Below are 24,024 nucleotides of genomic sequence, written 5' to 3' on the forward strand. Positions count from 1 at the left end.
CGCCTTGTTAAAGGCATCATCAGGAGACCAATCAGTGAGTATCAGCAAGAAGATCGTGGATGACTTTGTCGCCAACGATGTGTCATTCATCACCACGGTGCCGTGCAAGCAATTGGCAGGTGTGATTGATGAAGTCGAAGCACGGCCCGAAATTTTCCACATACCGTCGAACAAAGAAGACGAAGGGATGGGCCTTTGCGCAGGTGCTTTCATGGGCGGCAAACGCCCGGCGATCATCATGCAGAACACGGCCATCGGTGTGACCATCAACACGCTGGCCACGCTGACGCAATATTACCGCATGCCCCTGCCGATGCTGATCAGCTATCGCGGCGAGCTGCGTGAACCTGTGGCCTGTCAGGTTGAAATGGCCGTGCACACCAAGGCGCTGCTGAACCAGATGAACATTCCGACCTATCACTTCCACAAGGAAGCGGACGCGGATGAGCTGGATGCGATCCTAAAATACACCTTCATGTGCAACAAACCTGTGGCGATCCTGACGGATGCGTCCTTTTGGGGAGGCTACGGCGACCAATGATCCGTTCTGAAATCCTGCGCGACATCGCGCCAATCCTTCATGACCAACTGGTCGTCTGCAACATCGGTCTGCCCAGCCAAGAGCTGCATATGATCGACGATAATGCCAAGAATTTCTACATGCTGGGCACGATGGGCCTGTCGTCATCGATTGGTCTGGGGCTGGCGTTGGCCCAAGACAAAACCGTCATCTCCATTGACGGTGATGGGTCGGTTCTGACCAACCTCGGCACTCTGCCGACGATTGCCAATAACGTGGCCGATAACTTCATCCTGCTCATCGTCGATAACGGATCATACGGGTCCACCGGTGATCAGCCGACCTATGCTGGCAAGAAAACCAAACTCGAAGCAGTCGCCAAAGCCTGCGGTTGTGAAAACGTCGTGGTTTGCCAAGACGTCGACACCGGCAAGGTTCTGCAAGAGGCGATCGACAGCAAGCAGATGACGATCATCGTGACCAAATGCGACAGTGGCAACATCAAGCTGCCGGTTATCACCATGGACCCTGTCGTGATCCGCGACCGCTTTATGAAGGCCGTGGCAAGCTAAATGGCCAAGATCCATTCCAGCGAAGACGCCCGCCGCCTTGCGCGCAAGCGTCTGCCTTGGATGGTCTTTGATTACATCGATGGCGCTGCTGGCGCCGAAGCAGGGGCCGCACGTAACCGTGCGGCCTTTGACAATCTGGAACTGCGTCCGCGTATTTTGCGGAATGTCAGTGACCGCTCACTTTCCGTCCCTCTCTGGGACAAGCCGACCAAGGCTCCTTTCGGGATCAGCCCGATGGGGATGTGTAATCTGTCTGGGCCCGGTGCTGACATGATGTTGGCGCGTCTGGCGGCGCGTGAACACGTGCCTTTGGGTGTCTCGACCGTTGCATCCACGGCGATGGAGCCCTTGATCGAAGAGGCCGAAGGCAATGCCTGGTTTCAGCTTTACTTTAGCGGCGACGGGACGGGCACCTTCAAGCTGGTCGAACGTGCCAAGGCCGCAGGGTATGAGACCATTGTGCTGACGGTTGACGTGGCTGAGGTCGGGCGCAGGCCGCGCGAGTTGCGCCACGGGTTTACCATGCCGTTCAAGATCGGCCCCAGGCAATTCATTGACTTTGCCCTGCATCCCCGCTGGTCGCTGACGTCGCTTTTTGCAGGCAAGCCGCAGATGGCGAATTTCGACATGCCGGGCTACGACTTCGACCGCACAGAAAGCCGGGCGCGTGCAGATTGGGACACGCTGACCCGGTTGCGGGATATGTGGCCAGGCAAGCTTGTCGTCAAAGGTGTGCTGGATGTTGATGACGCGATCGCATTGAAAGGGGCAGGGGTCGATGCGGTCCAAGTGTCCAGTCATGGATCGCGGCAATTGGACAGCGCGCCTGCGCCAATTCTGGAGCTTGCCAAGATCAGTGAGGCGCTTGGCCCCGATTACCCGCTGTTCTTTGATACCGGGTTACGCAGTGGCGAGGATGTAGTGAAAGCCTATATACAGGGGGCGAATTTCACCTTTCTGGGCCGTGTTCTGCAATTTGCTATCGCTGCTGGTGGCGAAGAAGGATTGCACGAGCTTTGGAATGTTCTGCGAAGTGAAACGAGTATCACGCTCGCACAAATCGGCCAACGCGATCTATTCAACCAGCCAAACTAGACGATATCACGCAGACCAAACGAAAAAGGGCATCCCAATTGGGATGCCCTTTCATCAACGCTTTGGCGTCGATTATTCTTCTTCGGCAGCGTCTTCGTCACCAGTTGTCGGGACTTCATCTGCAGCAACCTCTTCACCGTCTTCTTCTTCGTCATCAGCCAGCAGGGCACGTGGTGCCTGGACGTTGGCGATAACAAAGTCACGGTCTGTGATCGCGGGTGTCGCACCTTCAGGCAGTGTGACGTCGCTGATCGAGATCGTATCACCGATTTCGACTTCGCCCAGATCAATCTCGATGCTTTCCGGGATTTCACCAGCCAGAACGTTCAGTTCGACTTCGTTGCGCACAACAGTCAGAACGCCACCTTTTTTCACGCCGGGGCATGTGTCCGCGTTAAGGAACTCAACAGGGATAAAGATGTTTACACGGCTTGTGCGCTTCAGGCGCATCAAGTCGATGTGTGTTGGCAGGTCCTTGACCACGTCGCGCTGAACGCCACGGCAGATCACACGGACGTCTTCCTGACCCTCAATCTTGAGGTTGTGCAGCGTGGACATAAAGCCACCCTTACGCAGTTTTGTCAGAAGATAGTTGAATGGGATGCTAATAGCTTGCGGATCTGCGCCGCCGCCATAAACAATGCCAGGTACGTCGCCATCACGGCGAGCTTGGCGGGCGGCCCCCTTGCCTGTCCCCGCGCGTACCGTGGCGTTAAGATCTGGGATCTTTCCAGCCATAGTATAATTCCTTAATGTAGGGGCCCGCCTCCAAGGGTGTCCGAGCCCGATGAAGCCCGCCGTATAGGGGCATTGTGACAGTTTGAAAAGAGGTTTTATTACGCATTGCGACTTTGAAACTTGCTTTGGGAAATTTCCGGATGCAGGCATGGCGGCATGTCTATTCTGAACGCTCTTGTATTGTCCCGTCGCCCTGCCACCGCCTTTGTTGTTGTGGGCATGTTCTGGGGATGCTTTGCGGCCTATGTTCCGGTGATCAAGGCGCAATTGGGTGCCTCTGACGCGCTTTTCGGCACGTTGCTGCTGGGGTCGGCGACCGGGTTGGTATCGGCGATGTGGTTGGCGCCACGCGCGGACCGTATCCTTGGAGCGCGGGGGATGCAGGTGGGGACGGTGTTCCTTGCGCTTGCTTGGCTTTTGCCAGGACAGATGACGGTGCCATTGATTTTTGCCGCAACGATGGCCCTGGTCGGGTTGGCCTCTGGTCTGCTGGACGTTGTGATGAACGCACGGGTGAGCGAGTTGGAAGCCAAGCATGATCGCCCGCTGATGAACGCCAACCACGCGATGTTTTCGGTAGCTTATGCGGCGGGCGCGCTGATCGTCGGGTTTACCCGAGAGGCCGGTTTGCCCCCGACACCCGTTTTTGCGGGCTTTGGTGTTGTGGCGTTGCTCATGTTGCCGCTGCTACGGATGGAAGTGACATACGTTGAGGCCGAAGAAGGGTACGCCGGGGGCTATCCGCTGTGGCCGATAGCGCTTTGTGGTGCGATCGTTTTGGTTGCATTTATGTCCGAAGCCACGGTCGAGGCATGGTCCGCGTTGCATGTTGAACGCACCTTGGGGGGCGGTGCCGCCGAGGGCGCATTGGGTCCAGCGATGTTGGGTATCACAATGGCGATTGGCCGGTTTTCCGGGCAGGCGGTGGCTGCGCGGTTGCGTGAGGTGCCTGTGGTCATCGGGGCTTCGATTATTTCGGCCATTGGGGCTGTTATTGCGGCCTTGGCCCCAACCCCCTTTGTGGCCTACATCGGCTTTGGGATTTTGGGACTTGGTGTTTCGGTGATCGGGCCGATGGGGCTTGCCTTGGTAGGTAAGCTGGTCGCGCCACATCTGCGGACCGAAGCGATCAGCCGGACGGCTGTGATTGGATTTTCAGGGTTCTTTTTTGCCCCGATGCTGATGGGGTTGGTATCAGAGGCATTTGGACTGCGCCTTGCCTTCATTGGCGTTGCGGTCTTGCTTTTGGCGGCAGTGCCCTTGGCGATGCTGATACGCACTCAGCAGGGTTATTCACGGCCGACATCAGCAGACAGCAAACAAGGGTAGCTAAAAATAAAGATGGGCTGGAATTACCAGCCCATCTCTTGTTGCCAAGAGGTAAAACTAAGTGGCGTACATGCCATTAAGGTACAACAACGGCGACTGCTTCTTCTTCGTCATCGTCGTCATCGTTTTCCGCCACAGCGGCCGCAATCAACAGCGCAGCAAGAACACCCAAAACAATATATGTTGGGCTGACAGAGGATGCGGCTGGTGCAGCAGGCTCTGCTACTACGACAGGCGCTTCAACAATCTGATCGGAAAGGCCACCAGCGAAAGCTGATGTAGACATAAGCGCGAGCGCTGTTGCGAAAGCAGTGAGTTGGGTACGCATAAAATGCTCCTTGTTAGATATTTCTGACAACGGCGTGCTGATTTTGCATGCAGTTGCCAACATATCTAACGAAACGATGGAAAAAGTCTAGGCCCAACGCCCCTCAAACCCCTCTGGCACCAGCAGAATATCACGATCAAGCGTCTTCACATCGCGCCGTCCGCACAGGGCCATTGTTGTGTCCAACTCTTTGTGGATGACCTCGAGCGCTGTCGTCACGCCCTTTTCACCCATCGCGCCTAACCCGTTCACGAACGCGCGCCCGATGTATGTGCCCGTGGCCCCCATCGCGAGTGCCTTGAGAACGTCCTGACCTGACCGGATACCGCTGTCTAGGTGCACTTCGACCTTATCGCCGACGGCGTCCATGATCGCGGGCAGTGCACGGATGGAGGACAGCGCGCCATCAAGTTGCCGCCCACCGTGGTTGGACACAATGATCGCATCTGCACCGAGTGCTGCGGCCTTTTTGGCATCATCGGCATCAAGTATCCCCTTCAGGATTACCTTGCCGTTCCACATCTTCATCAGTTGCGCGACGCGGTCCCAATCAAGTGCATGATCAAACGCCTCTGCCGTCCATGCGCTAAGCGAGGAGGGATCCGATACGCCTTTGGCGTGGCCCACGATGTTCCCAAAGAACCGACGTTTGGTTTGCAGCATCTCAAGACCCCACGACCATTTAGTTGCAAGGTCTGCCATGCTGGCGAGGGTGAATTTTGGCGGTGCTGACAAGCCGTTCTTGAGATCTTTGTGGCGCTGACCCAAAATCTGCAAATCAAGCGTGATCACCATCGCCGAACATCCTGCGTCGCGCGCCCGATCAAACAAGCGCTGCATAAACTCATCATCTTTCAGGGTGTAGACCTGAAACCAGAACGGTTTTGTGGTGTTCTCTGCGACGTCCTCAATCGAGCAGATCGACATGGTCGACAACGTAAAGGGCACGCCAAATTTCTCGGCCGCGCGGGCTGCTTTGATTTCGCCGTCTGCACATTGCATCCCCGTCAATCCGACAGGGGCGAGGGCCACGGGCATCGACACATCCTGACCGATCATCTGGCTTGCCGTCGTGCGATTGGTCATATCAACCGCAATACGCTGGCGCAGACGAATCTGGTCAAAATCGGATGTGTTTTCGCGGAATGTCTGTTCTGTCCAACTGCCGCTCTCGGCATAGTCGTAGAACATCTTGGGCGTGCGGCGCTTATGCAGCCGTTTCAGATCAGCGATTGTGGTGATGACCGGCATAGCGCACTTCCTTGAATTGGTAATTATTTGTTACCGATTTAAGGGTTTTTTGCAAGACCTGCTTTGATGTGTATCAACCGCGATGGGTGCCGTCCGCCAGCGTTTTGACAAAGGCAAGCACGTCCGCGACGCTTTCACCAGCACCGATCTTTTCCACAATAGCGGATCCGACGACGGCCCCGTCAGCAATCTTTGCAATCGCCTCGGCGGCGTCAGGTGTTTTGATCCCAAAGCCCACAATGACAGGCAGGTCGGTTTGCGATTTGATCCGCGCCACTTCGGGGGCCACGTCGCCTGCTTGTGCTTCGGCGGTCCCGGTGATGCCAGTAACCGACACATAGTACACGAAACCGGATGTATTTTGCAGCACAGTCGGCAACCGCGCATCATCTGTTGTTGGGGTCGCAAGCCGGATAAAGTTGATCCCCACCTTTTGGGCAGGAATACAAAGCTCATCATCCTCCTCGGGGGGCAAATCGACAATAATCAACCCGTCGATGCCAGCGGCATTTGCATCTTTCAAAAACGCATCAACGCCGCGCGAATAGATCGGGTTGTAGTAGCCCATCATCACAATCGGCGTTGTGTCATCAATCTTGCGCAATTCCCGGGCATATTGCAGCGTTTTTTCCAGGTCTTGTCCGACTTCCAATGCCCGCTGTCCGGCCAGTTGGATCGTGGATCCGTCGGCCATCGGGTCAGTGAAGGGCATACCCAATTCGATGATATCAACGCCTGCTTTTGGCAAGCCTTTGACGATCTCAAGACCTGTGTCATAGTCAGGATCGCCCGCCATGACGTAGGCCACGAAAGCCTTCCTACCCTGCTCACGCAACTGCGCAAATTTCGCGTCGATTCTGCTCATCTTGGACCTTTGACTTTAGCTTAGGCATCCCTTTGCGACATGAGCATTGGAAAATCAATGGTCGTGGGAAAGAATAGGCGTGATCGATGATTTATGAGGCCAAGCCTGACGTAGCCATATGCCATGGCAAGATGTGGTGATCACGTCCGGCTGGTCAGGGGTTGATTTGTCTCTATAATGCGCAATTCAGGGTTTACAACGATTGCTGTTTTTGCGGGGTGCGAAATCTTGGGAAAGATTTCAGGTTGGATGGCCGCGGCTGGGGCTGCGCTCCTCGTTTTTTTGGGGGCCGCCGTTGTCGCGGCACCCTATGGGCATCCACTGATTGACTGGCGTGTTGTGCTGATTGTGCTGTTGGGCGTTTGTTCCATTAGCGGGAGCAATGCGTTTGCACGGCCCACCATAGGTATTTTGATGCCCGTTGTCGTGGGCATTTGCGTGCTTCCGCCAATGTTGGTCACCGCCGGTTTCGCCAAATTTGATGTCTATGCGGTTATTCATCACCTGCAGTTTGGCATGATGGACGCGGACATGGGGATCGTCCTGCGTAGCCTTGCGCCACTGGTCGCTTCGATTTGTCTTTTTGTTTTGGGGCTGTACTGGATCAAAAACCTGTTTGGTTTGGCAGACCCGATTTATTGGTATGGTGCGGTTCTGATCGCGACAGTCAACCCGCTGACTGTCAGCCTGTATGAGATGTTCACCGCGCCGTCATACAACAGCGACTTGAGTACGCGCATTGCGCCACCCACGATTGTTGAACCTCAGGTGCCGGCGGATGTTGTCATTGTCTATCTTGAAGGGCTCGACCGCAGCTTTGCGGACCGAGGTGAATTTGGCGACATTTACGCCCCGCTCGACGCATTGGGCGAGGAGGCGATCACATTCACTGGCGTTCGACAAATCGAGGGGACAAGTTGGTCGCTTGCCGGAATTGTGTCAACGCAATGCGGCGTACCTCTTGTGCCAAACGGGCTGCGCAATTTTTATAAATTCGATATGCAAACATCTTTCCTGCCCAATCAGACATGCCTGAGCGATGTTCTGGTGGCGCGGGGGTACAGCAACACCTTTGTCGTCGGTGGTTCAATCGGGTTTGGTGGCTTGGACCACTTTTTACAGACACATCAGTTTGATGCGTTGTTGGGCAAACGCGCGATATCAGGTATGTTTGATCCGCGATTCATCACGCGCGCGACGGCTGCGCGAAATCTGGACGATCAACTGGTTTTTGATGTTGCGTTGGAGGCCTATGCCAGTCTGGTGGTTGCGCCAGAGCCCTTTGCGTTGGTTGTCGAAACGATCGGACCTCACGGCGACTCAGGGACGTTATCACGTAACTGCACGGCAAACGGCCAGGCGATAGAAACTGGTGATCTTCATGCGACTGTTGACTGTACGATCACAAATCTGATGGCGTTCCTTGCGGACCTTGAAGCGCTGCGCGCAAAAAGGCCGACGCTTGTTGCTCTTATGTCTGATCACTTGAACCATGCATGGCCCAAAGAGCCCCATCTGGAAGGGGGCGGTCGTACCAACACCGTAATCATGCTGGGTTTGGATATGCCTGAAGTGCCTGAGGGCGTCACAATTGACCGGCCGGCATCGATGATGGATGTCTATCCCACCATCTTGACATTGCTTGGGCTAACAGATGTCGATGCCACAGCGGGTTTAGGCGTCTCTCTACTTGGTACGTCACCAACTCTGGTCGAAGAAAAAGGCTTTGTTCGGCTCAATCATGAACTGACCCGCAACTATGACCTCAGCCGGGCGATTTGGGGTCCACAATAGCTTGCGCTAACGGGTGTGCCTCCCTAGAAGCGGCTCAAGTTCAAGAGGAGAGCCGTGATGGGTTTCAAGATGGGTATTGTAGGTCTGCCGAATGTGGGCAAATCGACCTTGTTTAATGCGCTGACCAAGACAGCTGCGGCACAGGCGGCGAACTTTCCGTTTTGCACGATTGAACCCAATGTCGGTGATGTGGCTGTCCCGGATGCGCGGTTGGACAAACTGGCAGCGATCGCGTCTTCCAAGCAGATCATCCCGACACGCATGACATTTGTCGATATTGCGGGCCTTGTGAAAGGTGCCAGCAAGGGCGAAGGGCTGGGCAACCAGTTTTTGGCCAATATCCGCGAATGTGATGCCATTGCCCATGTGTTGCGCTGCTTTGAAGACGACGACATCACCCATGTTGAGGGTCGCGTTGATCCGGTCGAAGACGCCGAAGTGATCGAAACCGAATTGATGCTTGCTGATCTGGAAAGTATCGAAAAGCGGATGCAAAACCTTGTCCGCAAGGTGCGTGGTGGCGACAAGGAGGCAGTACAGCAGGTCAAGCTGCTGGAGATGGCACAGGAAGCGCTTGAAAATGGCAAACCGGCGCGCACGGTTGATGTGGATGCAGAAGACGCCAAAGCATGGAAGATGTTGCAACTGCTCACCACCAAGCCTGTTCTATACGTCTGCAACGTCGAGGAAGACAGCGCCGGGTCCGGCAACAGCCAATCCGCCCGTGTGGCCGAAATGGCGGCGGCGCAAGGGAATTCCCATGTTGTGATCTCTGCGCGTATTGAAGAAGAAATCAGCCAGCTGGAGGCTGACGAGGCCGAAATGTTTCTTGAGGAAATGGGGCTTGAGGAAGCAGGTCTCGACCGGTTGATCCGCGCGGGCTATGAACTTTTGCATTTGCAGACTTACTTCACTGTGGGGCCGAAAGAAGCCCGCGCTTGGACCATCAAGGAAGGCACCTCAGCACCGCAGGCGGCAGGCGTTATCCACGGTGACTTTGAACGAGGGTTTATCCGGGCTGAGACAATTGCCTATGATGACTTTGTGACGCTGGGCGGCGAGCAGCCCGCCAAAGAAGCCGGCAAGATGCGCGCAGAAGGCAAAGGGTACATCGTCAAGGACGGCGATGTGATGCATTTTCTGTTCAATACCTAAGAAGGTTTGCGCGCCCAAGTGCGGTACCATGTTTCTGCCCAATTTTTGGCGAATACCTGTGTGATTTATTAACCAAGCAGGCCGTGTGCGGACCACTGCGCCGATGTGCTGGGCATGAAACAATGATCGGAGATCAGATATGGTTTGGTTAAAGAGCACAGGAATGGCGATCTGCGTTTTCGCCCTGACAGCTTGCAATGTGAACAGTGGCGGGCAGTCATTTCCCGGTCGTGCGCAGGTTCAGCTGATGAGCGCCGATGGCGTCACGACAAGAACCTATGCCTGTTTGCCGGGCCAGTCGACGCGGCAGACGCAAGCGCGTGCGGCACAGGCGCATCGTTATGTCGATGGGGCGATCTCGCTCTGCCTACAGCCGTTTGGCAAGCCAAAGCGGCGGTGGTTTTGGTGCCGGTCTGGGCGTTCAGGCAGAACTGAACGCTGAAACGGTGCGCATATCACGTCAAGCCGAGGCCGAGTATCGGTGCCAACTTGTTGGTAGCCGAACACCAAACGCACTTTTTGGCTAGCCGTCTTCGTCCCCACGCAACCGCCGCTGAATTTTTGCGGCGCGTTCCGGCGGCAATGTGGGTGCATTGTCGCGCATCTGCTGGACCTTTGCCTCTGCGCCTATGATCAGCCCGTGAATATGTTGGGCTTCTGGCAGGTTTTTCCAGTATTTCCTGGGCATCTCTGAGGTCATCGCGCTGACCTTCAGGCGCGCTGGGTTGAAGATGTTACAGAAATATGTCCCCCATAATGCCTCTGCCCCGTCTTCGGGCAGGTCAGGTTTGGGTTGGCCGGGGTGGAATGACAAATTGCCATCCACGAACTGTGCCGTGACATCCGGGGTTGCAATCATCCAGTCCATATCGGCGAAACGCCGGGCAAAAAACGGTGCAGTGGGTTCAACGGTATGGTGCGTCGGCTCAAACCAAGCGGCAAAGCTGCGTCTGTCGCCTTTTTGACGGAGGTCCCGAAAACGCACAAAGGCCTTCATCTTGTGTTTGCAGCGATGCACGCCTTTTTCCATCTGGCGTAGTTTGGCAAGTTCGGGATCGGCGCGGTCCTGCATCAAGCCGGGCTGATGTCGCAGCCGCCAGAGCAATGCATAGAGCCGGGCAAATCGTTGCGGGTCTTTGTGCCAGACGACCCAATTCGCCATCTCAACAAAGCTCTGAGGCGCTTTGATACGTCGGGTGATGGGGGGCAGCGTTGTTGCCGTCGCAAACAGTTCGCCCATTTCATTGTCAAAGTCCCACAGTACGTCATCAGGTGATACACCCGCGCCGATCAGCCGCTTTGCGGCGTCACGCCATGCAACATCTGTTCCGATACGGGGAAGGGGCACGGTGTACATCAAAAAAGGCTCAGCTGTTGGGGGGTGGTGCAAAGCGCGCCCGCAGGTCGGCGCTATCTGTCAGCCCGCCGGGCGACCAGTCTTGTGCCGTGATAAAGGCGCGCGCTTTTTTCAGCGAGGCACCCATGCGCAGCAAATCATCATAGCGAATGTTGCGATGCCGCCGCGTTGACAGAATGCGCCCGACGGTTCGGGTGCCAAAGCCGGGGATGCGCAGCAGCATTTCTTTGCCTGCCTTATTCACATCCACCGGAAATTGGGCCCGGTTTTGCAATGCCCATGCCAGTTTGGGATCCACATCCAGATCAAGATTTCCGTCCGGTCTTGCGGATGTAATCTCTTTCACGTCAAATCCATAGAACCGTAAGAGCCAGTCAGCCTGATAGAGCCTGTGCTCGCGGACCAATGGCGGTTTAATCAGTGGAAGTTTTGCCGTTGCATCGGGGATTGGGGAAAAAGCTGAATAGTAGACACGCTTGAGCTTGTAGTCGCCATAAAGCTTGGTCGATTGCCCAAGGATCGTCGCGTCCGTTGACCCATCTGCCCCTACAATCATCTGCGTCGATTGTCCGGCGGGTACGAAACGCTTACCGCGCTTTCCGGTATAGCTTCGCTCGCTTGCCACTTCCTTGCGCGACTTCACATCACCCATCGCTTTGCGGATCGTGGCGGGGTTTTTTTCGGGTGCATACGCTTTGACACTATTGTCTGTCGGCAATTCCACATTGATCGACAAGCGGTCTGCATAAAGCCCGGCCTGTTCAATCAGTTCCGGCGCGGCGTCAGGAATCGTTTTCAGGTGGATATAGCCGCGAAAATTCTCGACCTCGCGCAGCCGCTTGGCAATCCGCAGCATGTCTTCCATCGTCTTGTCGGGCGATTGGATAATCCCCGACGACAAGAACAGCCCTTCGATATAATTGCGACGGTAGAATTCGATCGTCAGTTGCACGACCTCATCGGGCGAAAACCGGGCCCGCTGCACGTTCGACGACACCCGGTTGATGCAATATGCGCAATCATAGATGCAGAAGTTCGTCATTAATATCTTCAGCAGACTGATGCAGCGTCCGTCCGGGGCATAGGCATGGCAAATCCCCGACCCTTCGGTCGACCCCAACCCTTTGCCATCCCTGCTATCGCGCCGTGTCGTCCCACTTGATGCGCAGGATGCGTCATAGCGGGCGGCATCGCTGAGGATTGCCAGTTTTTGAGAGAGGTCCAGACGTGCCATATGTTCATGTTATGTTCCATCTTGGGTCGAAGCAAGGCCCGTTAGGAAAAACGAATGCGTCATAGCGCCCTAGAAGTGTGCGCGCAGAGCGGCGCTGTCATGAATACCGTGGCGGGCCAGAAAATCTGTTGCGGCGTGATCGCGTATCGGCGCGGTCTCAATCAGGGCAGCTTTACGCAAGATAGCCTCTTTGCGCTGGGCATGGGCGGAGCCGGATATCGCTGTTCCGGAGATCTTGGCTTGCATGTCCTGCTCTGACATTAGGTAATAGTGGTTCAACTGAATGACATCGTGGCGAACGAAAGCATCGCGGCGCTGCTTGTTTGGCGCACGCACGCCGCATGTGTTGACCGACTGATTGCCCATCGCTTTGGTCTCGAACCTATGCGGGTTCACCATGGTCACCTCGCAGGGGTCGACAACGCACTTGAAATTCAACAGCGCCCCTTCACTGACAGGCGCACGCTGGGTGAACGCAAAAGGCACGGCGTCTTGCGGTGTGGTATCATGGCCGTTGTGGCCAAACATTGTCCAAGGCAAAGATATGTTGGCAAAGGGCAGGTTGGTCAGCGCCTCTGGCAGTGTCATCGCATCGCGGGGCACCATATACTCGTCTGCATCGATGAAACCCATGCGGGCAAAGCGACTACCGAAGGTGCCGATAGCATGGGCATAGGCCAGCACCTGCTGGTGCAGGCGCATACCGGACCTGGCTTCTGACGCCTCAAGCGTCCAGGGCACCACCGTGACATCAAGGCCCGCGAAGGCCGTCGCAATCGCGACCGTGTCATCGGTTGAACCGTTGTCATACAAAATCACGTCGCTCACCCCGGCCAGCGCATGAAATGCAAGCCAGTCACCAATGCGGATGGCCTCATTCTTGGCGATCAGCACAAGAGCAAGCGGCGCGCGATATGTTGCAGGTGTGGGCGTTTTCACGGCTAACCGCGTTGCCAGCGCTGGCGTGGATTTGCGGAATGGCCAGATCATGCGACCGCTCCTTGGCTGACGGAGGCGAAGGCAAAGGGTCCCTCATTGTTCAGGCGGTCGATGATCGTCTGCGGGTCGCTTCCGGCGAGTTTTGGGTAATAGACCTGATCGAGAAAGCTCATGACAGCATCGCGGGTTGCCGGATCGAAGGTCCAATCGGCGGCCGCCTGCATCGCGGTTTTCATTGCATCCGGGTCTTGTGCGCGCATGGCCATGCCGGGGATCGCCCAAAAACACTTGCCGCAGGCCACGACCGGCTTGTCAAAGAACATCGCTTCCAACCCGACAGACGAATTAATCGTGATGACACCACGGCTGGATCCGACCTGCGCAAAAGTGTCAGTGGCATTGTCGAGATAGATTGGCGCATCAGTGCCTTCCAGCATATTGGCGACAAAAGCTGGCGTGCTGGGGTGCTCTTTCACCCGCAGATGCCATCCGGCGGGCAATGCCTTTGCGCTTTCGATTAGTGCCAGCACAAAGGCCTCGACAGTGGGGAACTGACCGCCAAAAAGACGCAGTTGGCTGTCACCGGGAACCTGAAGTGGTGCGAAAATAAAGGGTTCATTTAGTGCTGGCAAACCGGTCGCCTGAACAGGAAGTTGGTCAGGCGTTCGTTGCTTGATCTGCGCCCCAAGGGCCCGCCACGCATCTGGTGCGACACCGCTTTTTTCCAGCCATGTCTGATAGGGTTCGGGATCGCGGGGCAGGCAATTGGCGTAATTCACACCTTGGGGGTCCACAGTGACGCGTCCCGGGAAAGGCCCTAATTCGAATGACAGGGTCTTTGCGCCGGCATCCTTTGCCGCATCAACAAAAACACGTCTGGATCCGTTCAACCCATTCCACACAACCGCAATATGGGTGGAATGGCGTTCAAAATAGCGCCGGGTGCCATTGTACTGCATGCAGAGTACGCGGTTCCAAAGTTTGCGCGTGATCCGTGAGGCCGGGATGCGGCGTGCCGACAAGAGTGCGTGTTTTGCCCTGTCGCCGGTTTCCGGCCAGTCGCCCAACGCCATTGAGGGAAGGCGTTGCCAGTTTAGGTCCCCCAGTGGTTTCAGAGTGCTGTCAATGCGCGCGCGCTTCTCTTTGCGCGGATCAAGGCAAACAAAGGTGAATGGCTCAGCCATCCAAGTCCGCCCATGTCAGTTGGGTGTTGCGGGTGACAGCCGTTTTCAGGGTCTTGCCCACAACCTTGTCGAAGTCGTAGCCCGCAATTTCGCCCGAGCCGGGGCGTCGTGCCCAGATGTCCGCCTCGGTGATGATGTGCCCGCTAGGCAGGTCGCGATCCGCGACAACAGAGGCGCGCGCGAAGCGGTAAACATCTTCTTCGGCCCTGGTCCGCTGTTTGGGGTTGTGCAGGGCAGTATGAATTTCGCGCGACCGGTCAATGATCAAACGCAGTTCAGCCGGATCCATCGAATTGATGATGTCTGGCCCTTTGCGGTAACGCGTGTCCGTATAATGCCGTTCAAGAATGCAGGCGCCTAAGGCGACTGAGGCCAGCGCCATCTCTGGCCCGATCGAGTGATCGGAAAAGCCGACAACTGCATTGGGGAAGGCGGACTTCAGGTCAGTGACACCTTGAAGAGACACGATTTCCGGCGGGGAAGGATAGAGGTTGGTACATTCCAACAAGGCATAGTCAATTCCGGCGTCATCAAGGATTGCGACTGATGCGCGAATGGTTTCGATGCTTTGCATGCCGGTCGACATGATGACCGGTTTGCCCATCCGCGCGATATGCCGGATCAAAGGCAGGTTGTCGGCCTCACCCGATCCGATTTTGAAAGCGGGCACATCCAGATCATTCAGGAAATCAGCGGCAGCGCGAGAGAACGGCGTGGAAATCCAGATCATCCCAAGGCTTTCAGTATAGCGCTTGAGCTCTGTTTCATCCTCTAAAGACAGGGCGCATTCCGCCATCACATCCCAGATTGATACATCGGCATTCGGCGGGAATATCTGTTTGGCTTCATCGGTCATCTCATCTTCGATGATATGCGTCTGATGTTTGATCATCTCGCAACCGGCACCGGCGGCCAAACGGACCATTTCTTTGGCGACGTCCAAACTGCCCCCATGGTTGATGCCGATGTCGGCAATCATGAGCGGCGGGTGTTTTGGCCCGATCTTGCGGCCTGCGATGTCCATGGTCTGGCTCCTGCATCTGATGTTATGGCGTGTTTATGGGGTTTCAGGTTGCAGGGCAATTGGGCACAGCCCATTGCAATGAACCAACGCATGGTCCAAGTGACAGCGCAACAGCGCAGTAAGAGCCCCGCCATGATCCGTAAGTTTTTCAGAGCATTGAACCAAAAGGAACGCAGCCTGCGCAAATCCTTTGGCCATGACATCACTGATCCCAAGGAACGCCGCAAATCCCTGCAACATATGCGTTGGCTGGATCACGGAATTTTTCGGACGTTCTGGCATAATTTTGAACGGGTTGCAGACGGTGTTTATCGTTCTAATCAACCTGATCCTAAACGGTTCGCGGCCTATGCAAATATGGGCATCAAAGCGGTTCTGAACCTGCGGGGCGTCGAAAAACAACCGCATTACCTGTTCGAAGAAGAAAGCTGTGCTGCATTGGGTATGACTTTGGTGACGGTCAAATTGACCGCGCGCCGAGCACCCAAGGTGACCGCTTTGCGCGCGTTGCTGCACGCGTTCGAGACGATAGACCGCCCGTTTCTGATGCACTGCAAGTCTGGTGCGGACAGAACCGGGTTGGCGGCGATCCTGTATCTGATGGTTCACAACGGAAAAACGCTTGACGAGGCCCGCTCGCAGCTGAGTTTTCGCTACCTGCATATTCGCCGGACCGCCACCGGTGTTCTTGATCATTTCTTTGATGTTTATGCCGCGCGAAATGCACAATCGCCTATCGGGATCGTGGACTGGATCGAGACCGAGTATGACCGCGAGGCGGTAACGCAGAGCTTTTTGGAAAAACAGGCGGCGCTGAAGCCCTGGCAGGGATGGCGCTAGCGAACAGGACCGATGGGTCTTTTTCAGTAAGATGACCTTGAGGAAAGTTGGCTGCTTAGGCCGGGTCGCGTAGGCCGTCCCTTATTTGTTTGCCGAGCAGGTATTCGATCACATCCCAATCGAACGGACTGTCCACATCCAAACCGCGCTCATTCGGGACGATGAGCGGAATAACATGCCCCTCAAACAGACGTGTCGCGGTGCGCAAGTAGCTTGGTTTGACCACATAAACGAGCCCGACATGATCATAAACAATCGGCGCTTGCTGGCGCGCAACGACACCATGTGGCAGTGGCTTTGATACCTTTAGCGCGCCATTCGCGTCGGTTTCGAGCATGTTGAAGTATGGGTTTTTGCGGCTTTCGCAGCAAGACATCACCATATCGGGCGAGTGTTGGGCATAAAGATCAAGACCTGCGTCAATGTCTTTGGGCAACCGAAGTGGCGATGTGCAATCAAGATCCAAGAATGCGGCCGCGGGTCCCGTTTGTTTTTCCACCTCGCCCAACGCGTGCTGCCAGACATCCCATTTTGCCGCTGTGTCCGTGGCAAGTTCAGCAGGACGCAATCCGATATCAAGACAGCCGCGGCTTAGTCCGTGTTCATAGATTTCGGGGAGTCGGTTGACACGACAACATGATCCACCCGATTAGATTCCAGCAGCTGATCCAATGACCAGTCAATCAGATGCTTGCCGTGCAACATACGGAAGTTCTTGTTTGGCACACCTTTGCTGCCTGCCCGCGCGCCAATATGACCGATGATCATGATGAACCTCCTGCATTCGCCAATAAGGATGTGACCGAACAGTGCAGGGCGGTCAAGACTTGCGCCCCGTCCACTGAAACGGTCGGATATTTTCGGCGGATGCGCTGACGATGGTCTCGATCTTGGCGGCGCGTGTCGTGGCGCGTTTGGCGTTGAGCAGGATTTCCAGCGCGCCGCGTTTCACCGATCGTGGGAAAGCATCCCAGTTGGCCTGCGCCCCCGGTACTGCGTTGAATGCTGCTTGAAGATCCGCTGGGATCACGAGGTTTTCGACATCATCCAGCGCCGTCCAGCTCCCATCCGCCTTGGCCCGATTAATGGCCGCTTGTCCGGCGGATGTCATCAGCCCCTCTGCGATCAGCCGTGCTGCTTTATCCTTGTTCACGCGGCTCCAGTTCGATCCGGGTTTGCGCGGGCTCAGGTAAAGCATGGTGCGCAACGCGTCCTTTGCGCGTGGCAGGCTGTCGACCCAGCCAAAGCACAGCGCCTCATCCACGACTTCGCTCAGCGACAGATAACGGTCGGCGTCCACCTTTTTGAACGTCACAACCCAAACCCCGCGCGCGGTGTTGTGGTTCTGGGCCAGCCAGTCACGCAAGGCGGCACGGTTTTCGACCGTGACTTCTGGCGCATCCTGAAGCGGCGGTTTTGCCATTGCTAGCCTTCGTTGCGTGTCCCGGCGAAACGCGCTGCCCAGTCTTCGCGTTCTTCATCCGTAATCTTGCGGAACAGGTTTTCGGGCACGGTGAAGGCATGGCCTGCGGGCAATACCTCCAGCGCTGCTGCCACGTCAGTCGGCCATGCGTCGTTATCGGTCTGCATTGCGTCGATCATCGTCTTGGACGCGTCAGGAATGAACGCCGCCGACAACACCGCGTAGATGCGGATCAGGTTCAGGGCGAGGCGCACTTGCATCGCCGCTGTTTCGGGATCGGTTTTGAAGGTCGTCCATGGTGCGTTGGCTTGCAGATATTCATTACCCAGCACCCAGATCGCGCGCAGTTCAGCCGCGGATTTGCGCACTTCCATCGCGTCCATGTGACCTTCATAGGCGCGGATGCGTGTGGTCAGATCGGCGATCAACTGTTCCTCGGCAGGGCCATAGGTGCCACCTTCTGGCACGGCCTCGCTGAACTTTGACCGACAAAACTTAGTGATCCGGCTAACAAAGTTGCCCAGGACATCGGCGAGGTCCTTATTCACGTCCGTTTGGAAGTTTTCCCACGTGAATTCGGCGTCCGACGATTCAGGCGCATGCGATAAAAGCCACCAACGCCAATAGTCTGGCGGCAAAAGCTCTAGCGCTTGGTCCATGAACACACCGCGCCCGCGCGAGGTGCTGAACTGGCCACCATCATAGTTGAGATAGTTGAACGATTTGATGTAATCGACCAGTTTCCACGGTTCCTGCGTGCCCATGATCGTCGCCGGGAAAGACAGCGTATGAAACGGGACGTTATCCTTGCCCATAAACTGGGTGTAGGTCACGTCATCGGCGCCCTTGTCCGTGCGCCACCATCGCGCCCAGTCGCTACCTTTGCCCGCGTCTTCCCATTCCTGCGCGCAGGCGATGTATTCAATGGGGGCATCGAACCAGACGTAAAATACCTTGCCCTCCATGCCGGGCCATGTCTGGTCGCCTTGCTTGACCGGAATGCCCCAATCCAGATCGCGGGTGATGCCGCGGTCTTGCAGGCCGTCACCATCGGTCAGCCATTTCTTGGCGATCGACGTGGTCAAGATTGGCCAGTCTTTCTTGCTGTCGATCCACGCGGCCAGATCATCTTTCAGTTCCGATTGGCGCAGATACAGGTGTTTGGTCTCGCGCACCTCCAATTCGGTCGATCCCGAGATCGTCGAATGCGCATCAATCAGATCGGTCGGGTCCAACTGCTTGGTGCAATTGTCACATTGATCCCCACGGGCGCTCTCAAACCCGCAATTGGGGCAGGTGCCTTCAATATAACGATCTGGCAGGAAACGGCCGTCAGCGAGGGAATAGACCTGTTCTTCGGTGACTTCTTTGATCAAACCAACCTTGGCCAACCGGGTGGAAAAAGCCTGCGTCAGCTTGTGGTTCTGCGGGCTGGACGAGCGGCCGAAGTGGTCAAAGGACAGACGAAACCCGTCCGCGATCTGTGCCTGAACTTCATGCATCTCGGCGCAATAGTCGGCCACTGGCTTTCCAGCTTTTGCGGCTGCCAATTCCGCAGGTGTGCCGTGTTCGTCCGTCGCACAAAGGAAAAGCACCTCATGCCCGCGCTGGCGCAGATAACGGGCATACAGGTCAGCGGGCAATTGGCTACCGACAAGGTTCCCAAGGTGTTTGATCCCGTTGATATAGGGAATGGCAGATGTGATCAGATGGCGGGCCATGAGCGTGCGTCCTTGAAGATTTGCGCCTATGTAGCGACCTGCGGGACCAAGCGCCAGATGTTGCTGATGCTACCGGTCCCGACTGCGCCCCAAAAGCCGCCCGATCCCAAAGGTCGTGCGCGGTGCGTAGATGTAGCGCGTCCGCTCGTCCGGTGCTTTGCGCACACGCATCCGGCTCAGGCCGAAAATAACCAGCAACACATGGCCCACTGAGATGAAGTAGAACAGCGCTTCTGGGCCATAAAGCCCGATCAGCGCAGAGGTGGTGTAGGGGGCCGCGATGGCACCAAGGGCGAAAAAGAACATCAGCGCCGCTGACAGCTCGACCCGCTGTTCAGAGGTCGCAAAATCATGCGCGTGGGCGGTGGCCACCGAATAGATCGGAAAGGTGGTCAGTCCGAAAAGGAACGATGCTGTCAGGATGATGGTTGTACCGTGCCCGGCTGTCGCGACTGTGAAGGTGCAGGACAGGATTGCCGCAACTGAAAGCCAGATCATTACCCAGCGTCGGTCATATTTATCTGCAAGCCAGCCCACCGGGTATTGGGCGATGGCACCGCCGGCGACGAAGGCTGCCAAGAACGACCCGATTTGATTTGCCGTCAGCCCGACTTCTTGTCCGTAAATGGGTCCAACCATCCGAAAAGATGCGCTTGAAAGGGCCGCAACCAGCACAGCCGCGACACCAAGCGGTGAACAGGCCCAAGCAAGTGCGGGGCGCAGACGCGTGGCCTTGGGTGTTTCGGGCTGTGGCACGCGGGTCAACGCCAGTGGTAGCAGCGATGCGCAGCACAGGATCGTCAGAATATTATAGGCGATATAGGTTTCGACTGTGGCCAGGGCACCGATCATGAACTGCGCGACAAAGGACGCGCTGGTATCCGCGATACGGTAGCCCGCCATCGTGCGACCGCGCGTTTCATTGGTGACTTTGGCTTGTAGCCATGCCTCGATCACCGTGTAGCAGCCGGCGACGCAGATGCCTGATCCAATCCGGAAAAATGCCCAGAAATAGGGGTCCGCGACAACGACATGCGCGGCCAATCCTATTGCCCCCATCGCCGTAAAGGTGGCGAAGGCCCGGCTATGGCCGACACTGCCCATCAGGCGCGGCGCCCACCAACAGCCGATGAAGAAGCCAAAGAAATGCGCAGAGCCCAGAAAGCCGACTTGGGACTGGGAAAACCCGAGTTCGAGCCCGGTCAGTGCGTCCAACGGGCCGACACCACCCGATGACAGCTGTAGCAAAGCAACAGACAGAAACAGAGCAGCGAAGGAAATGATCATGCGCATGCATGAAGCTATGCGCCTGTTCCGCGCAGGTTTCTAGATCATAATCGACCAGTGATATGTCGTCTTTGGCCCCTTGCCCCTGCCGCCCTGCGCCTTAATGTCCAGCGCGAAACAAATCGAAGGCAGAACCGATGAAGCAGCTCCCCCTTGGTCGCACCGATATCATGGTCAGTGAATGGTGCTTGGGCACGATGACATTTGGCAATCAAACGCCGGAGGCGGACGCCCATCGCCAGCTTGATATGTCTTTGGATGCCGGGATCAATTTTCTGGATACTGCCGAGATGTATCCCGTTAACCCGATCCGGGCAGAGACGGTTGGTCTGTCTGAACAGATTGTTGGCAATTGGCTGACCAAAACCGGACGTCGGGATGAGGTCGTGATTGCCACAAAAGTATCCGGCAATAACCCGGGCTGGGTGCGCGAAGGGCGTGGCTATGACGGGGCGGTCATCCGCGAGGCGGTTGATACCTCGCTCACGCGGTTGCAGACGGATGTGATCGACCTCTACCAGCTGCATTGGCCGATCCGGGGCTCTTACATGTTCCGCCAGAACTGGACATATGATCCGTCGGGTCAGAACCGTCAGCAGACGATGGATCACATGATGGATGTGCTCGAAGCGCTGGGCGATATGGTCAAGGCGGGCAAAATCCGTAGCATTGGCATGTCGAACGAGAGCGCGTGGGGCATGACAAAATGGATTGATCAGGCAGAGGCAGTGGGTTTGCCGCGCATGGCCTCTGTTCAGAACGAATATTCCCTGCTGTGCCGTCTCTACGACACTGATTTGGCGGAAGTTGCGGTGAATGAGGACGTTACCCTGCTCTCATTTTCGCCTCTGGCCTGTGGTGTCTTGACCGGCAAATATCAGAATGGGAACGTGCCCGAAAGCAGTCGCTTGTCGATCAACGGGGAACTTGGGGGGCGCGTTACGGACCGGTTGTGGCCAGCCGCGCAAGCCTATCTTGATCTGGCTGCCAAGCACGGGCTTGATCCGGTCCATATGGCGATGGCGTGGCAACGCACGCGTCCGTTCCCTGTTTCAGCGATCTTTGGGGCGACGACCAGTGATCAGTTGACGCAGATCGTTGGAGGACGGGATGTGGTGCTGTCTGACGCGCTCATCGCTGAGATTGACGCGGTGCATCAGCAATTTCCGATGCCTTATTGATGGACGTAAGGTGGATCATTGATCCACCTTACCTGATGCTTCTGTGGATATCTCAATCTGAAACCGTGGCCCCGCATCGGTGATCTCTTCCAAACCCATCGCGCGATAGGCGGCTTGCGCTGTCGCATTGCGCGGATCGGTCCCAATGGTCAGCCCACCTGCTCCGCGCTGCTTTGCATAACCTTGTGCCGCCGTGATCAGCGCCCGACCGATGCCTTGGCTGCGTCTGGTCTCAACCACATGCAAGTGATGGATATCAAAGCGCGGCATGGCGCTGTGCACGGTGATGGTCTCTAACACCCCTGCATAACCAACGATCTTATCGGACTGACGGGCAACAAAGGCGATCCCCTTGGGCTGCGATCCGAAGAAGATGCTTTGCAATTGCTCCAGCGTGACTTGCGCTTCATCCCCATGAAAGGCGGACAATTCGCGGATCAACTCTTGGATGCGCCGCAGATCGCGGGGGGTAGCAATGTCGATTGAAATCTTGGTCATGTTCTTATCCTTGCTGTGGGGTTGCCCGCAAGGACAGACACGCGGCACACCCTTACGGGCGGCTGGTGTGTGATATCAGAACTGGGCCAGCCGCCGCGATATGGCGCTGGTAAAATAGACAGTGGTGGTCTGCATAGCGTTCGTCATATGGCGCTTGTGGCAGAGCGCGCGTCCGCCTGTCAAGAATTCTGGCTTGTGCGACGTTGGGAATTCAGCAAATGTCGCCGCAGCAAGGGACGGAGGACACCAGATGCCACTAGAGATGAACCGTGAGGTGTTTATTACCTGCGCCGTCACCGGGTCTGGCTCTACCCAAGACCGCAGCCCGCATGTGCCACGTTCCCCTAAGCAGATTGCAGACAGTGCGATTGATGCCGCCAAAGCGGGTGCCGCCATCGTGCATTGCCATGTGCGCGACCCGGACACCGGCGTGCCGTCGCGTGATCTGGCACTTTATCGTGAATTGACGGACCGCATCCGGGACGCTGATGTCGATGTCGTCCTGAACCTGACCGCCGGGATGGGCGGTGACATGGTATTTGGTGGTACCGAAAGCCCGCTGCCGACCATCGCGGGCACCGATATGGTCGGTGCCACCGAACGCGTCGCCCATATCGCCGAATGCTTGCCAGAAATTTGCACGCTGGATTGCGGTACGATGAATTTCGCTGAAGCTGATTATGTCATGACCAACACCCCCGGCATGTTGGTGGTCATGGGGCAGATGATGACCGATCTGGGTGTGAAGCCCGAGATTGAAGCGTTCGATACAGGTCATCTTTGGTACGCCAAGCAGTTGGTCAAAGATGGCGTCTTAGGCAGCCCCGCACTGGTGCAGCTGTGCATGGGGGTGCCTTGGGGCGCGCCGGATGACCTGAACACCTTTATGGCGATGGTCAACAATGTGCCCGATGATTGGACCTTTTCGGCCTTTGGACTGGGGCGCAGTCAGATGCCTTATGTGGCCGCATCGGTCCTTGCAGGGGGCAATGTACGCGTCGGGTTGGAAGATAACCTGATGTTGGATCGTGGCGTCCTTGCGACCAATGCACAGCTGGTCGAACGGGCTGCTGGGATTGTCGAAAATCTTGGGGCCAAAGTTGTTGGCCCGGCCGAAGTTCGCGCCAAACTGGGCCTGACCAAACGCGCGCCGGTGTCCCAATGAGGGCGCTTGCATTACTCCTTTTGCTCGCTGGATGCGCGACACAGGATAGCGGTGGTTTGTTTTCGGTCTACCGCGATACGGAAACGCCGATTTCCTCCAAAGCCGTGTTCGAACCGGACCGCTATTTGGGTGTCTGGCATGAGGTGTCGCGCTATCCGGTGCCTTTTCAGGAGGGCTGCGTCGGTGTGACCGCCGAATATGGTTTGCGCGACGACGGCTTGCTTTCAGTGCTGAATATTTGCCGCGATACGGAGGGCGTTGAAACCGGACGCATCGAAGGCACTGCCGAAATCGTCGGACCCGGCCGGTTGAAGGTGCGCTTTCCCTCGGTTCCGTTGGTCGCCGCAGATTACTGGGTGCTTTGGGTAGACGAGGACTATCGCACAGCTGTTGTCGGCGCACCGAACGGCCGATCAGGGTGGATTTTGAACCGCACCCCGGACATTCGTGCAGATCGGTTGCAGGCAGCGCGTGATGTTTTGGCATTCAACGGCTATGATCTGACCCGACTGGAGGAGTTTTAG

25 protein-coding genes and 1 pseudogene are annotated in these 24,024 nt (G+C 56.4%); 11 read left to right on the forward strand and 15 right to left on the reverse strand.

The genetic code is table 11. The features are described 5' to 3' along the window. Positions 1–34 precede the first annotated feature (34 nt). The 3 genes from comD to ACZ1G5_RS14025 are packed head-to-tail and all read left to right on the forward strand — an operon-like array spanning position 35 to position 2,187. A complete protein-coding gene (gene comD / locus ACZ1G5_RS14015) occupies positions 35–541 on the forward strand; it encodes a sulfopyruvate decarboxylase subunit alpha (RefSeq protein WP_055686830.1) in 507 nt (168 codons plus the stop codon). After that, positions 538–1,092 (forward strand): sulfopyruvate decarboxylase subunit beta, encoded by a 555-nt coding sequence (gene comE, locus ACZ1G5_RS14020; protein ID WP_472733429.1) that lies wholly within the window; start codon positions 538–540, stop codon positions 1,090–1,092. Before comD ends, comE begins: the two co-directional genes overlap by 4 nt. Beyond that, positions 1,093–2,187 carry an alpha-hydroxy acid oxidase gene (locus ACZ1G5_RS14025; protein ID WP_472733430.1) on the forward strand — a complete coding sequence of 365 codons (1,095 nt, stop codon included), beginning with the start codon at positions 1,093–1,095 and terminating at the stop codon, positions 2,185–2,187. 72 nt (positions 2,188–2,259) lie between these two features. On the opposite strand, the gene ACZ1G5_RS14030 is transcribed toward ACZ1G5_RS14025, so the two are convergent. Then, positions 2,260–2,925 (reverse strand): 50S ribosomal protein L25/general stress protein Ctc, encoded by a 666-nt coding sequence (locus ACZ1G5_RS14030; protein ID WP_472733431.1) that lies wholly within the window; start codon positions 2,923–2,925, stop codon positions 2,260–2,262. A 156-nt stretch (positions 2,926–3,081) separates the two neighbouring features. On the opposite strand from ACZ1G5_RS14030, the gene ACZ1G5_RS14035 reads away from it, so the two are divergent. Continuing rightward, positions 3,082–4,254: an MFS transporter gene (locus ACZ1G5_RS14035; protein ID WP_472733432.1), complete on the forward strand. Its 1,173-nt coding sequence runs from the start codon at positions 3,082–3,084 to the stop codon at positions 4,252–4,254. 76 nt (positions 4,255–4,330) lie between these two features. Here ACZ1G5_RS14035 and ACZ1G5_RS14040 read toward each other — a convergent pair whose 3' ends face one another. The 3 genes from ACZ1G5_RS14040 to trpA all read right to left on the reverse strand — a co-directional run bounded on the left by ACZ1G5_RS14040 (position 4,331) and on the right by trpA (position 6,698). After that, entirely contained in the window at positions 4,331–4,582 is a 252-nt protein-coding gene (locus ACZ1G5_RS14040; protein WP_472733433.1) for a hypothetical protein, read from the reverse strand. An 87-nt stretch (positions 4,583–4,669) separates the two neighbouring features. After that, positions 4,670–5,833 (reverse strand): alpha-hydroxy acid oxidase, encoded by a 1,164-nt coding sequence (locus ACZ1G5_RS14045; RefSeq protein WP_472733434.1) that lies wholly within the window; start codon positions 5,831–5,833, stop codon positions 4,670–4,672. 73 nt (positions 5,834–5,906) lie between these two features. Next, entirely contained in the window at positions 5,907–6,698 is a 792-nt protein-coding gene (gene trpA / locus ACZ1G5_RS14050) for a tryptophan synthase subunit alpha (RefSeq protein ID WP_472733435.1), read from the reverse strand. Positions 6,699–6,926: 228 nt separating this feature from the next. Between trpA and ACZ1G5_RS14055 the strand changes: the two genes are divergently transcribed. The 3 genes from ACZ1G5_RS14055 to ACZ1G5_RS14065 all read left to right on the forward strand — a co-directional run bounded on the left by ACZ1G5_RS14055 (position 6,927) and on the right by ACZ1G5_RS14065 (position 10,174). Next, on the forward strand, positions 6,927–8,492 hold the full coding sequence (locus tag ACZ1G5_RS14055) for a sulfatase-like hydrolase/transferase (protein ID WP_472733436.1): 1,566 nt from the start codon (positions 6,927–6,929) through the stop codon (positions 8,490–8,492). A gap of 57 nt (positions 8,493–8,549) precedes the next feature. Beyond that, positions 8,550–9,647 (forward strand): redox-regulated ATPase YchF, encoded by a 1,098-nt coding sequence (gene ychF, locus ACZ1G5_RS14060; protein WP_472733437.1) that lies wholly within the window; start codon positions 8,550–8,552, stop codon positions 9,645–9,647. 341 nt (positions 9,648–9,988) lie between these two features. Then, the gene (locus ACZ1G5_RS14065; RefSeq protein ID WP_472733438.1) at positions 9,989–10,174 is read left to right on the forward strand and encodes a hypothetical protein; all 186 of its coding nucleotides are present in this window, start codon (positions 9,989–9,991) and stop codon (positions 10,172–10,174) included. Here ACZ1G5_RS14065 and ACZ1G5_RS14070 read toward each other — a convergent pair. The 5 genes and pseudogenes from ACZ1G5_RS14070 to ACZ1G5_RS14090 form a co-directional block, all read right to left on the reverse strand. Next, positions 10,171–11,004, reverse strand: a complete 834-nt coding sequence (locus ACZ1G5_RS14070; protein WP_472733439.1) for a TIGR03915 family putative DNA repair protein — start codon at positions 11,002–11,004, stop codon at positions 10,171–10,173. The genes ACZ1G5_RS14065 and ACZ1G5_RS14070 overlap by 4 nt on opposite strands. Beyond that, positions 11,004–12,238: pseudogene (locus ACZ1G5_RS14075) on the reverse strand (putative DNA modification/repair radical SAM protein). Before ACZ1G5_RS14075 ends, ACZ1G5_RS14070 begins: the two are co-directional and overlap by 1 nt. Positions 12,239–12,307: 69 nt before the next feature. Beyond that, positions 12,308–13,228, reverse strand: a complete 921-nt coding sequence (locus tag ACZ1G5_RS14080; RefSeq protein WP_472733440.1) for a glycosyltransferase family 92 protein — start codon at positions 13,226–13,228, stop codon at positions 12,308–12,310. Beyond that, the gene (locus tag ACZ1G5_RS14085; RefSeq protein WP_472733441.1) at positions 13,225–14,361 is read right to left on the reverse strand and encodes a capsular polysaccharide export protein, LipB/KpsS family; all 1,137 of its coding nucleotides are present in this window, start codon (positions 14,359–14,361) and stop codon (positions 13,225–13,227) included. Before ACZ1G5_RS14085 ends, ACZ1G5_RS14080 begins: the two co-directional genes overlap by 4 nt. Beyond that, on the reverse strand, positions 14,354–15,385 hold the full coding sequence (locus ACZ1G5_RS14090; protein WP_472733442.1) for an N-acetylneuraminate synthase family protein: 1,032 nt from the start codon (positions 15,383–15,385) through the stop codon (positions 14,354–14,356). Before ACZ1G5_RS14090 ends, ACZ1G5_RS14085 begins: the two co-directional genes overlap by 8 nt. A 132-nt stretch (positions 15,386–15,517) precedes the next feature. Here ACZ1G5_RS14090 and ACZ1G5_RS14095 point away from each other — a divergent pair, with 132 nt between their 5' ends. After that, positions 15,518–16,225, forward strand: a complete 708-nt coding sequence (locus tag ACZ1G5_RS14095) for a tyrosine-protein phosphatase (protein ID WP_472733443.1) — start codon at positions 15,518–15,520, stop codon at positions 16,223–16,225. A gap of 55 nt (positions 16,226–16,280) precedes the next feature. On the opposite strand, the gene ACZ1G5_RS14100 is transcribed toward ACZ1G5_RS14095, so the two are convergent. From ACZ1G5_RS14100 to ACZ1G5_RS14120, 5 genes are all read right to left on the reverse strand, one after another. After that, positions 16,281–16,793, reverse strand: a complete 513-nt coding sequence (locus ACZ1G5_RS14100) for an acylneuraminate cytidylyltransferase family protein (protein ID WP_472733444.1) — start codon at positions 16,791–16,793, stop codon at positions 16,281–16,283. 23 nt (positions 16,794–16,816) lie between these two features. Continuing rightward, a complete protein-coding gene (locus tag ACZ1G5_RS14105) occupies positions 16,817–16,993 on the reverse strand; it encodes a cytidylyltransferase domain-containing protein (protein ID WP_472733445.1) in 177 nt (58 codons plus the stop codon). A 52-nt stretch (positions 16,994–17,045) separates the two neighbouring features. Next, positions 17,046–17,648 carry a YdeI/OmpD-associated family protein gene (locus ACZ1G5_RS14110; RefSeq protein ID WP_472733446.1) on the reverse strand — a complete coding sequence of 201 codons (603 nt, stop codon included), beginning with the start codon at positions 17,646–17,648 and terminating at the stop codon, positions 17,046–17,048. Between the two features lie 2 nt (positions 17,649–17,650). Next, a complete protein-coding gene (metG, locus tag ACZ1G5_RS14115; protein WP_472733447.1) occupies positions 17,651–19,369 on the reverse strand; it encodes a methionine--tRNA ligase in 1,719 nt (572 codons plus the stop codon). Between the two features lie 69 nt (positions 19,370–19,438). Further along, the gene (locus ACZ1G5_RS14120; RefSeq protein WP_472733448.1) at positions 19,439–20,662 is read right to left on the reverse strand and encodes an MFS transporter; all 1,224 of its coding nucleotides are present in this window, start codon (positions 20,660–20,662) and stop codon (positions 19,439–19,441) included. 131 nt (positions 20,663–20,793) lie between these two features. Between ACZ1G5_RS14120 and ACZ1G5_RS14125 the strand changes: the two genes are divergently transcribed. Next, positions 20,794–21,837 (forward strand): aldo/keto reductase, encoded by a 1,044-nt coding sequence (locus tag ACZ1G5_RS14125; protein ID WP_472733449.1) that lies wholly within the window; start codon positions 20,794–20,796, stop codon positions 21,835–21,837. Positions 21,838–21,852: 15 nt separating this feature from the next. Here ACZ1G5_RS14125 and ACZ1G5_RS14130 read toward each other — a convergent pair whose 3' ends face one another. Further along, positions 21,853–22,335 (reverse strand): GNAT family N-acetyltransferase, encoded by a 483-nt coding sequence (locus ACZ1G5_RS14130; RefSeq protein WP_472733450.1) that lies wholly within the window; start codon positions 22,333–22,335, stop codon positions 21,853–21,855. 250 nt (positions 22,336–22,585) lie between these two features. On the opposite strand from ACZ1G5_RS14130, the gene bcoG reads away from it, so the two are divergent. Then, on the forward strand, positions 22,586–23,500 hold the full coding sequence (gene bcoG / locus ACZ1G5_RS14135) for a 3-dehydrocarnitine:acetyl-CoA trimethylamine transferase BcoG (RefSeq protein ID WP_472733451.1): 915 nt from the start codon (positions 22,586–22,588) through the stop codon (positions 23,498–23,500). Further along, positions 23,497–24,024, forward strand: a complete 528-nt coding sequence (locus ACZ1G5_RS14140; RefSeq protein WP_472733452.1) for a lipocalin family protein — start codon at positions 23,497–23,499, stop codon at positions 24,022–24,024. The genes bcoG and ACZ1G5_RS14140 overlap by 4 nt, the downstream gene beginning before the upstream one ends.

It is taken from the genome of Yoonia sp. JB2-21, from assembly GCF_055693545.1.

Bases quoted from the DNA above. Each gene is read 5' to 3' on its own strand.
- ACZ1G5_RS14030 (WP_472733431.1), bottom strand. From the start codon at position 2,925: ATGGCTGGAAAGATCCCAGATCTTAACGCCACGGTACGCGCGGGGACA.
- trpA (WP_472733435.1), bottom strand. From the start codon at position 6,698: ATGAGCAGAATCGACGCGAAATTTGCGCAGTTGCGTGAGCAGGGTAGG.
- ACZ1G5_RS14085 (WP_472733441.1), bottom strand. From the start codon at position 14,361: ATGGCTGAGCCATTCACCTTTGTTTGCCTTGATCCGCGCAAAGAGAAG.
- ACZ1G5_RS14095 (WP_472733443.1), top strand. From the start codon at position 15,518: ATGATCCGTAAGTTTTTCAGAGCATTGAACCAAAAGGAACGCAGCCTG.
- ACZ1G5_RS14120 (WP_472733448.1), bottom strand. From the start codon at position 20,662: ATGCGCATGATCATTTCCTTCGCTGCTCTGTTTCTGTCTGTTGCTTTG.
- ACZ1G5_RS14125 (WP_472733449.1), top strand. From the start codon at position 20,794: ATGAAGCAGCTCCCCCTTGGTCGCACCGATATCATGGTCAGTGAATGG.
- ACZ1G5_RS14140 (WP_472733452.1), top strand. From the start codon at position 23,497: ATGAGGGCGCTTGCATTACTCCTTTTGCTCGCTGGATGCGCGACACAG.
- ACZ1G5_RS14065 (WP_472733438.1), top strand. From the start codon at position 9,989: ATGTCGATGGGGCGATCTCGCTCTGCCTACAGCCGTTTGGCAAGCCAA.
- ACZ1G5_RS14110 (WP_472733446.1), bottom strand. From the start codon at position 17,648: ATGGCAAAACCGCCGCTTCAGGATGCGCCAGAAGTCACGGTCGAAAAC.
- ACZ1G5_RS14025 (WP_472733430.1), top strand. From the start codon at position 1,093: ATGGCCAAGATCCATTCCAGCGAAGACGCCCGCCGCCTTGCGCGCAAG.
- ACZ1G5_RS14035 (WP_472733432.1), top strand. From the start codon at position 3,082: ATGTCTATTCTGAACGCTCTTGTATTGTCCCGTCGCCCTGCCACCGCC.
- ACZ1G5_RS14040 (WP_472733433.1), bottom strand. From the start codon at position 4,582: ATGCGTACCCAACTCACTGCTTTCGCAACAGCGCTCGCGCTTATGTCT.
- ACZ1G5_RS14090 (WP_472733442.1), bottom strand. From the start codon at position 15,385: ATGGACATCGCAGGCCGCAAGATCGGGCCAAAACACCCGCCGCTCATG.
- ychF (WP_472733437.1), top strand. From the start codon at position 8,550: ATGGGTTTCAAGATGGGTATTGTAGGTCTGCCGAATGTGGGCAAATCG.
- ACZ1G5_RS14045 (WP_472733434.1), bottom strand. From the start codon at position 5,833: ATGCCGGTCATCACCACAATCGCTGATCTGAAACGGCTGCATAAGCGC.
- ACZ1G5_RS14080 (WP_472733440.1), bottom strand. From the start codon at position 13,228: ATGATCTGGCCATTCCGCAAATCCACGCCAGCGCTGGCAACGCGGTTA.
- ACZ1G5_RS14130 (WP_472733450.1), bottom strand. From the start codon at position 22,335: ATGACCAAGATTTCAATCGACATTGCTACCCCCCGCGATCTGCGGCGC.
- metG (WP_472733447.1), bottom strand. From the start codon at position 19,369: ATGGCCCGCCATCTGATCACATCTGCCATTCCCTATATCAACGGGATC.
- ACZ1G5_RS14070 (WP_472733439.1), bottom strand. From the start codon at position 11,004: ATGTACACCGTGCCCCTTCCCCGTATCGGAACAGATGTTGCATGGCGT.
- bcoG (WP_472733451.1), top strand. From the start codon at position 22,586: ATGCCACTAGAGATGAACCGTGAGGTGTTTATTACCTGCGCCGTCACC.
- ACZ1G5_RS14105 (WP_472733445.1), bottom strand. From the start codon at position 16,993: ATGATCATCGGTCATATTGGCGCGCGGGCAGGCAGCAAAGGTGTGCCA.
- comE (WP_472733429.1), top strand. From the start codon at position 538: ATGATCCGTTCTGAAATCCTGCGCGACATCGCGCCAATCCTTCATGAC.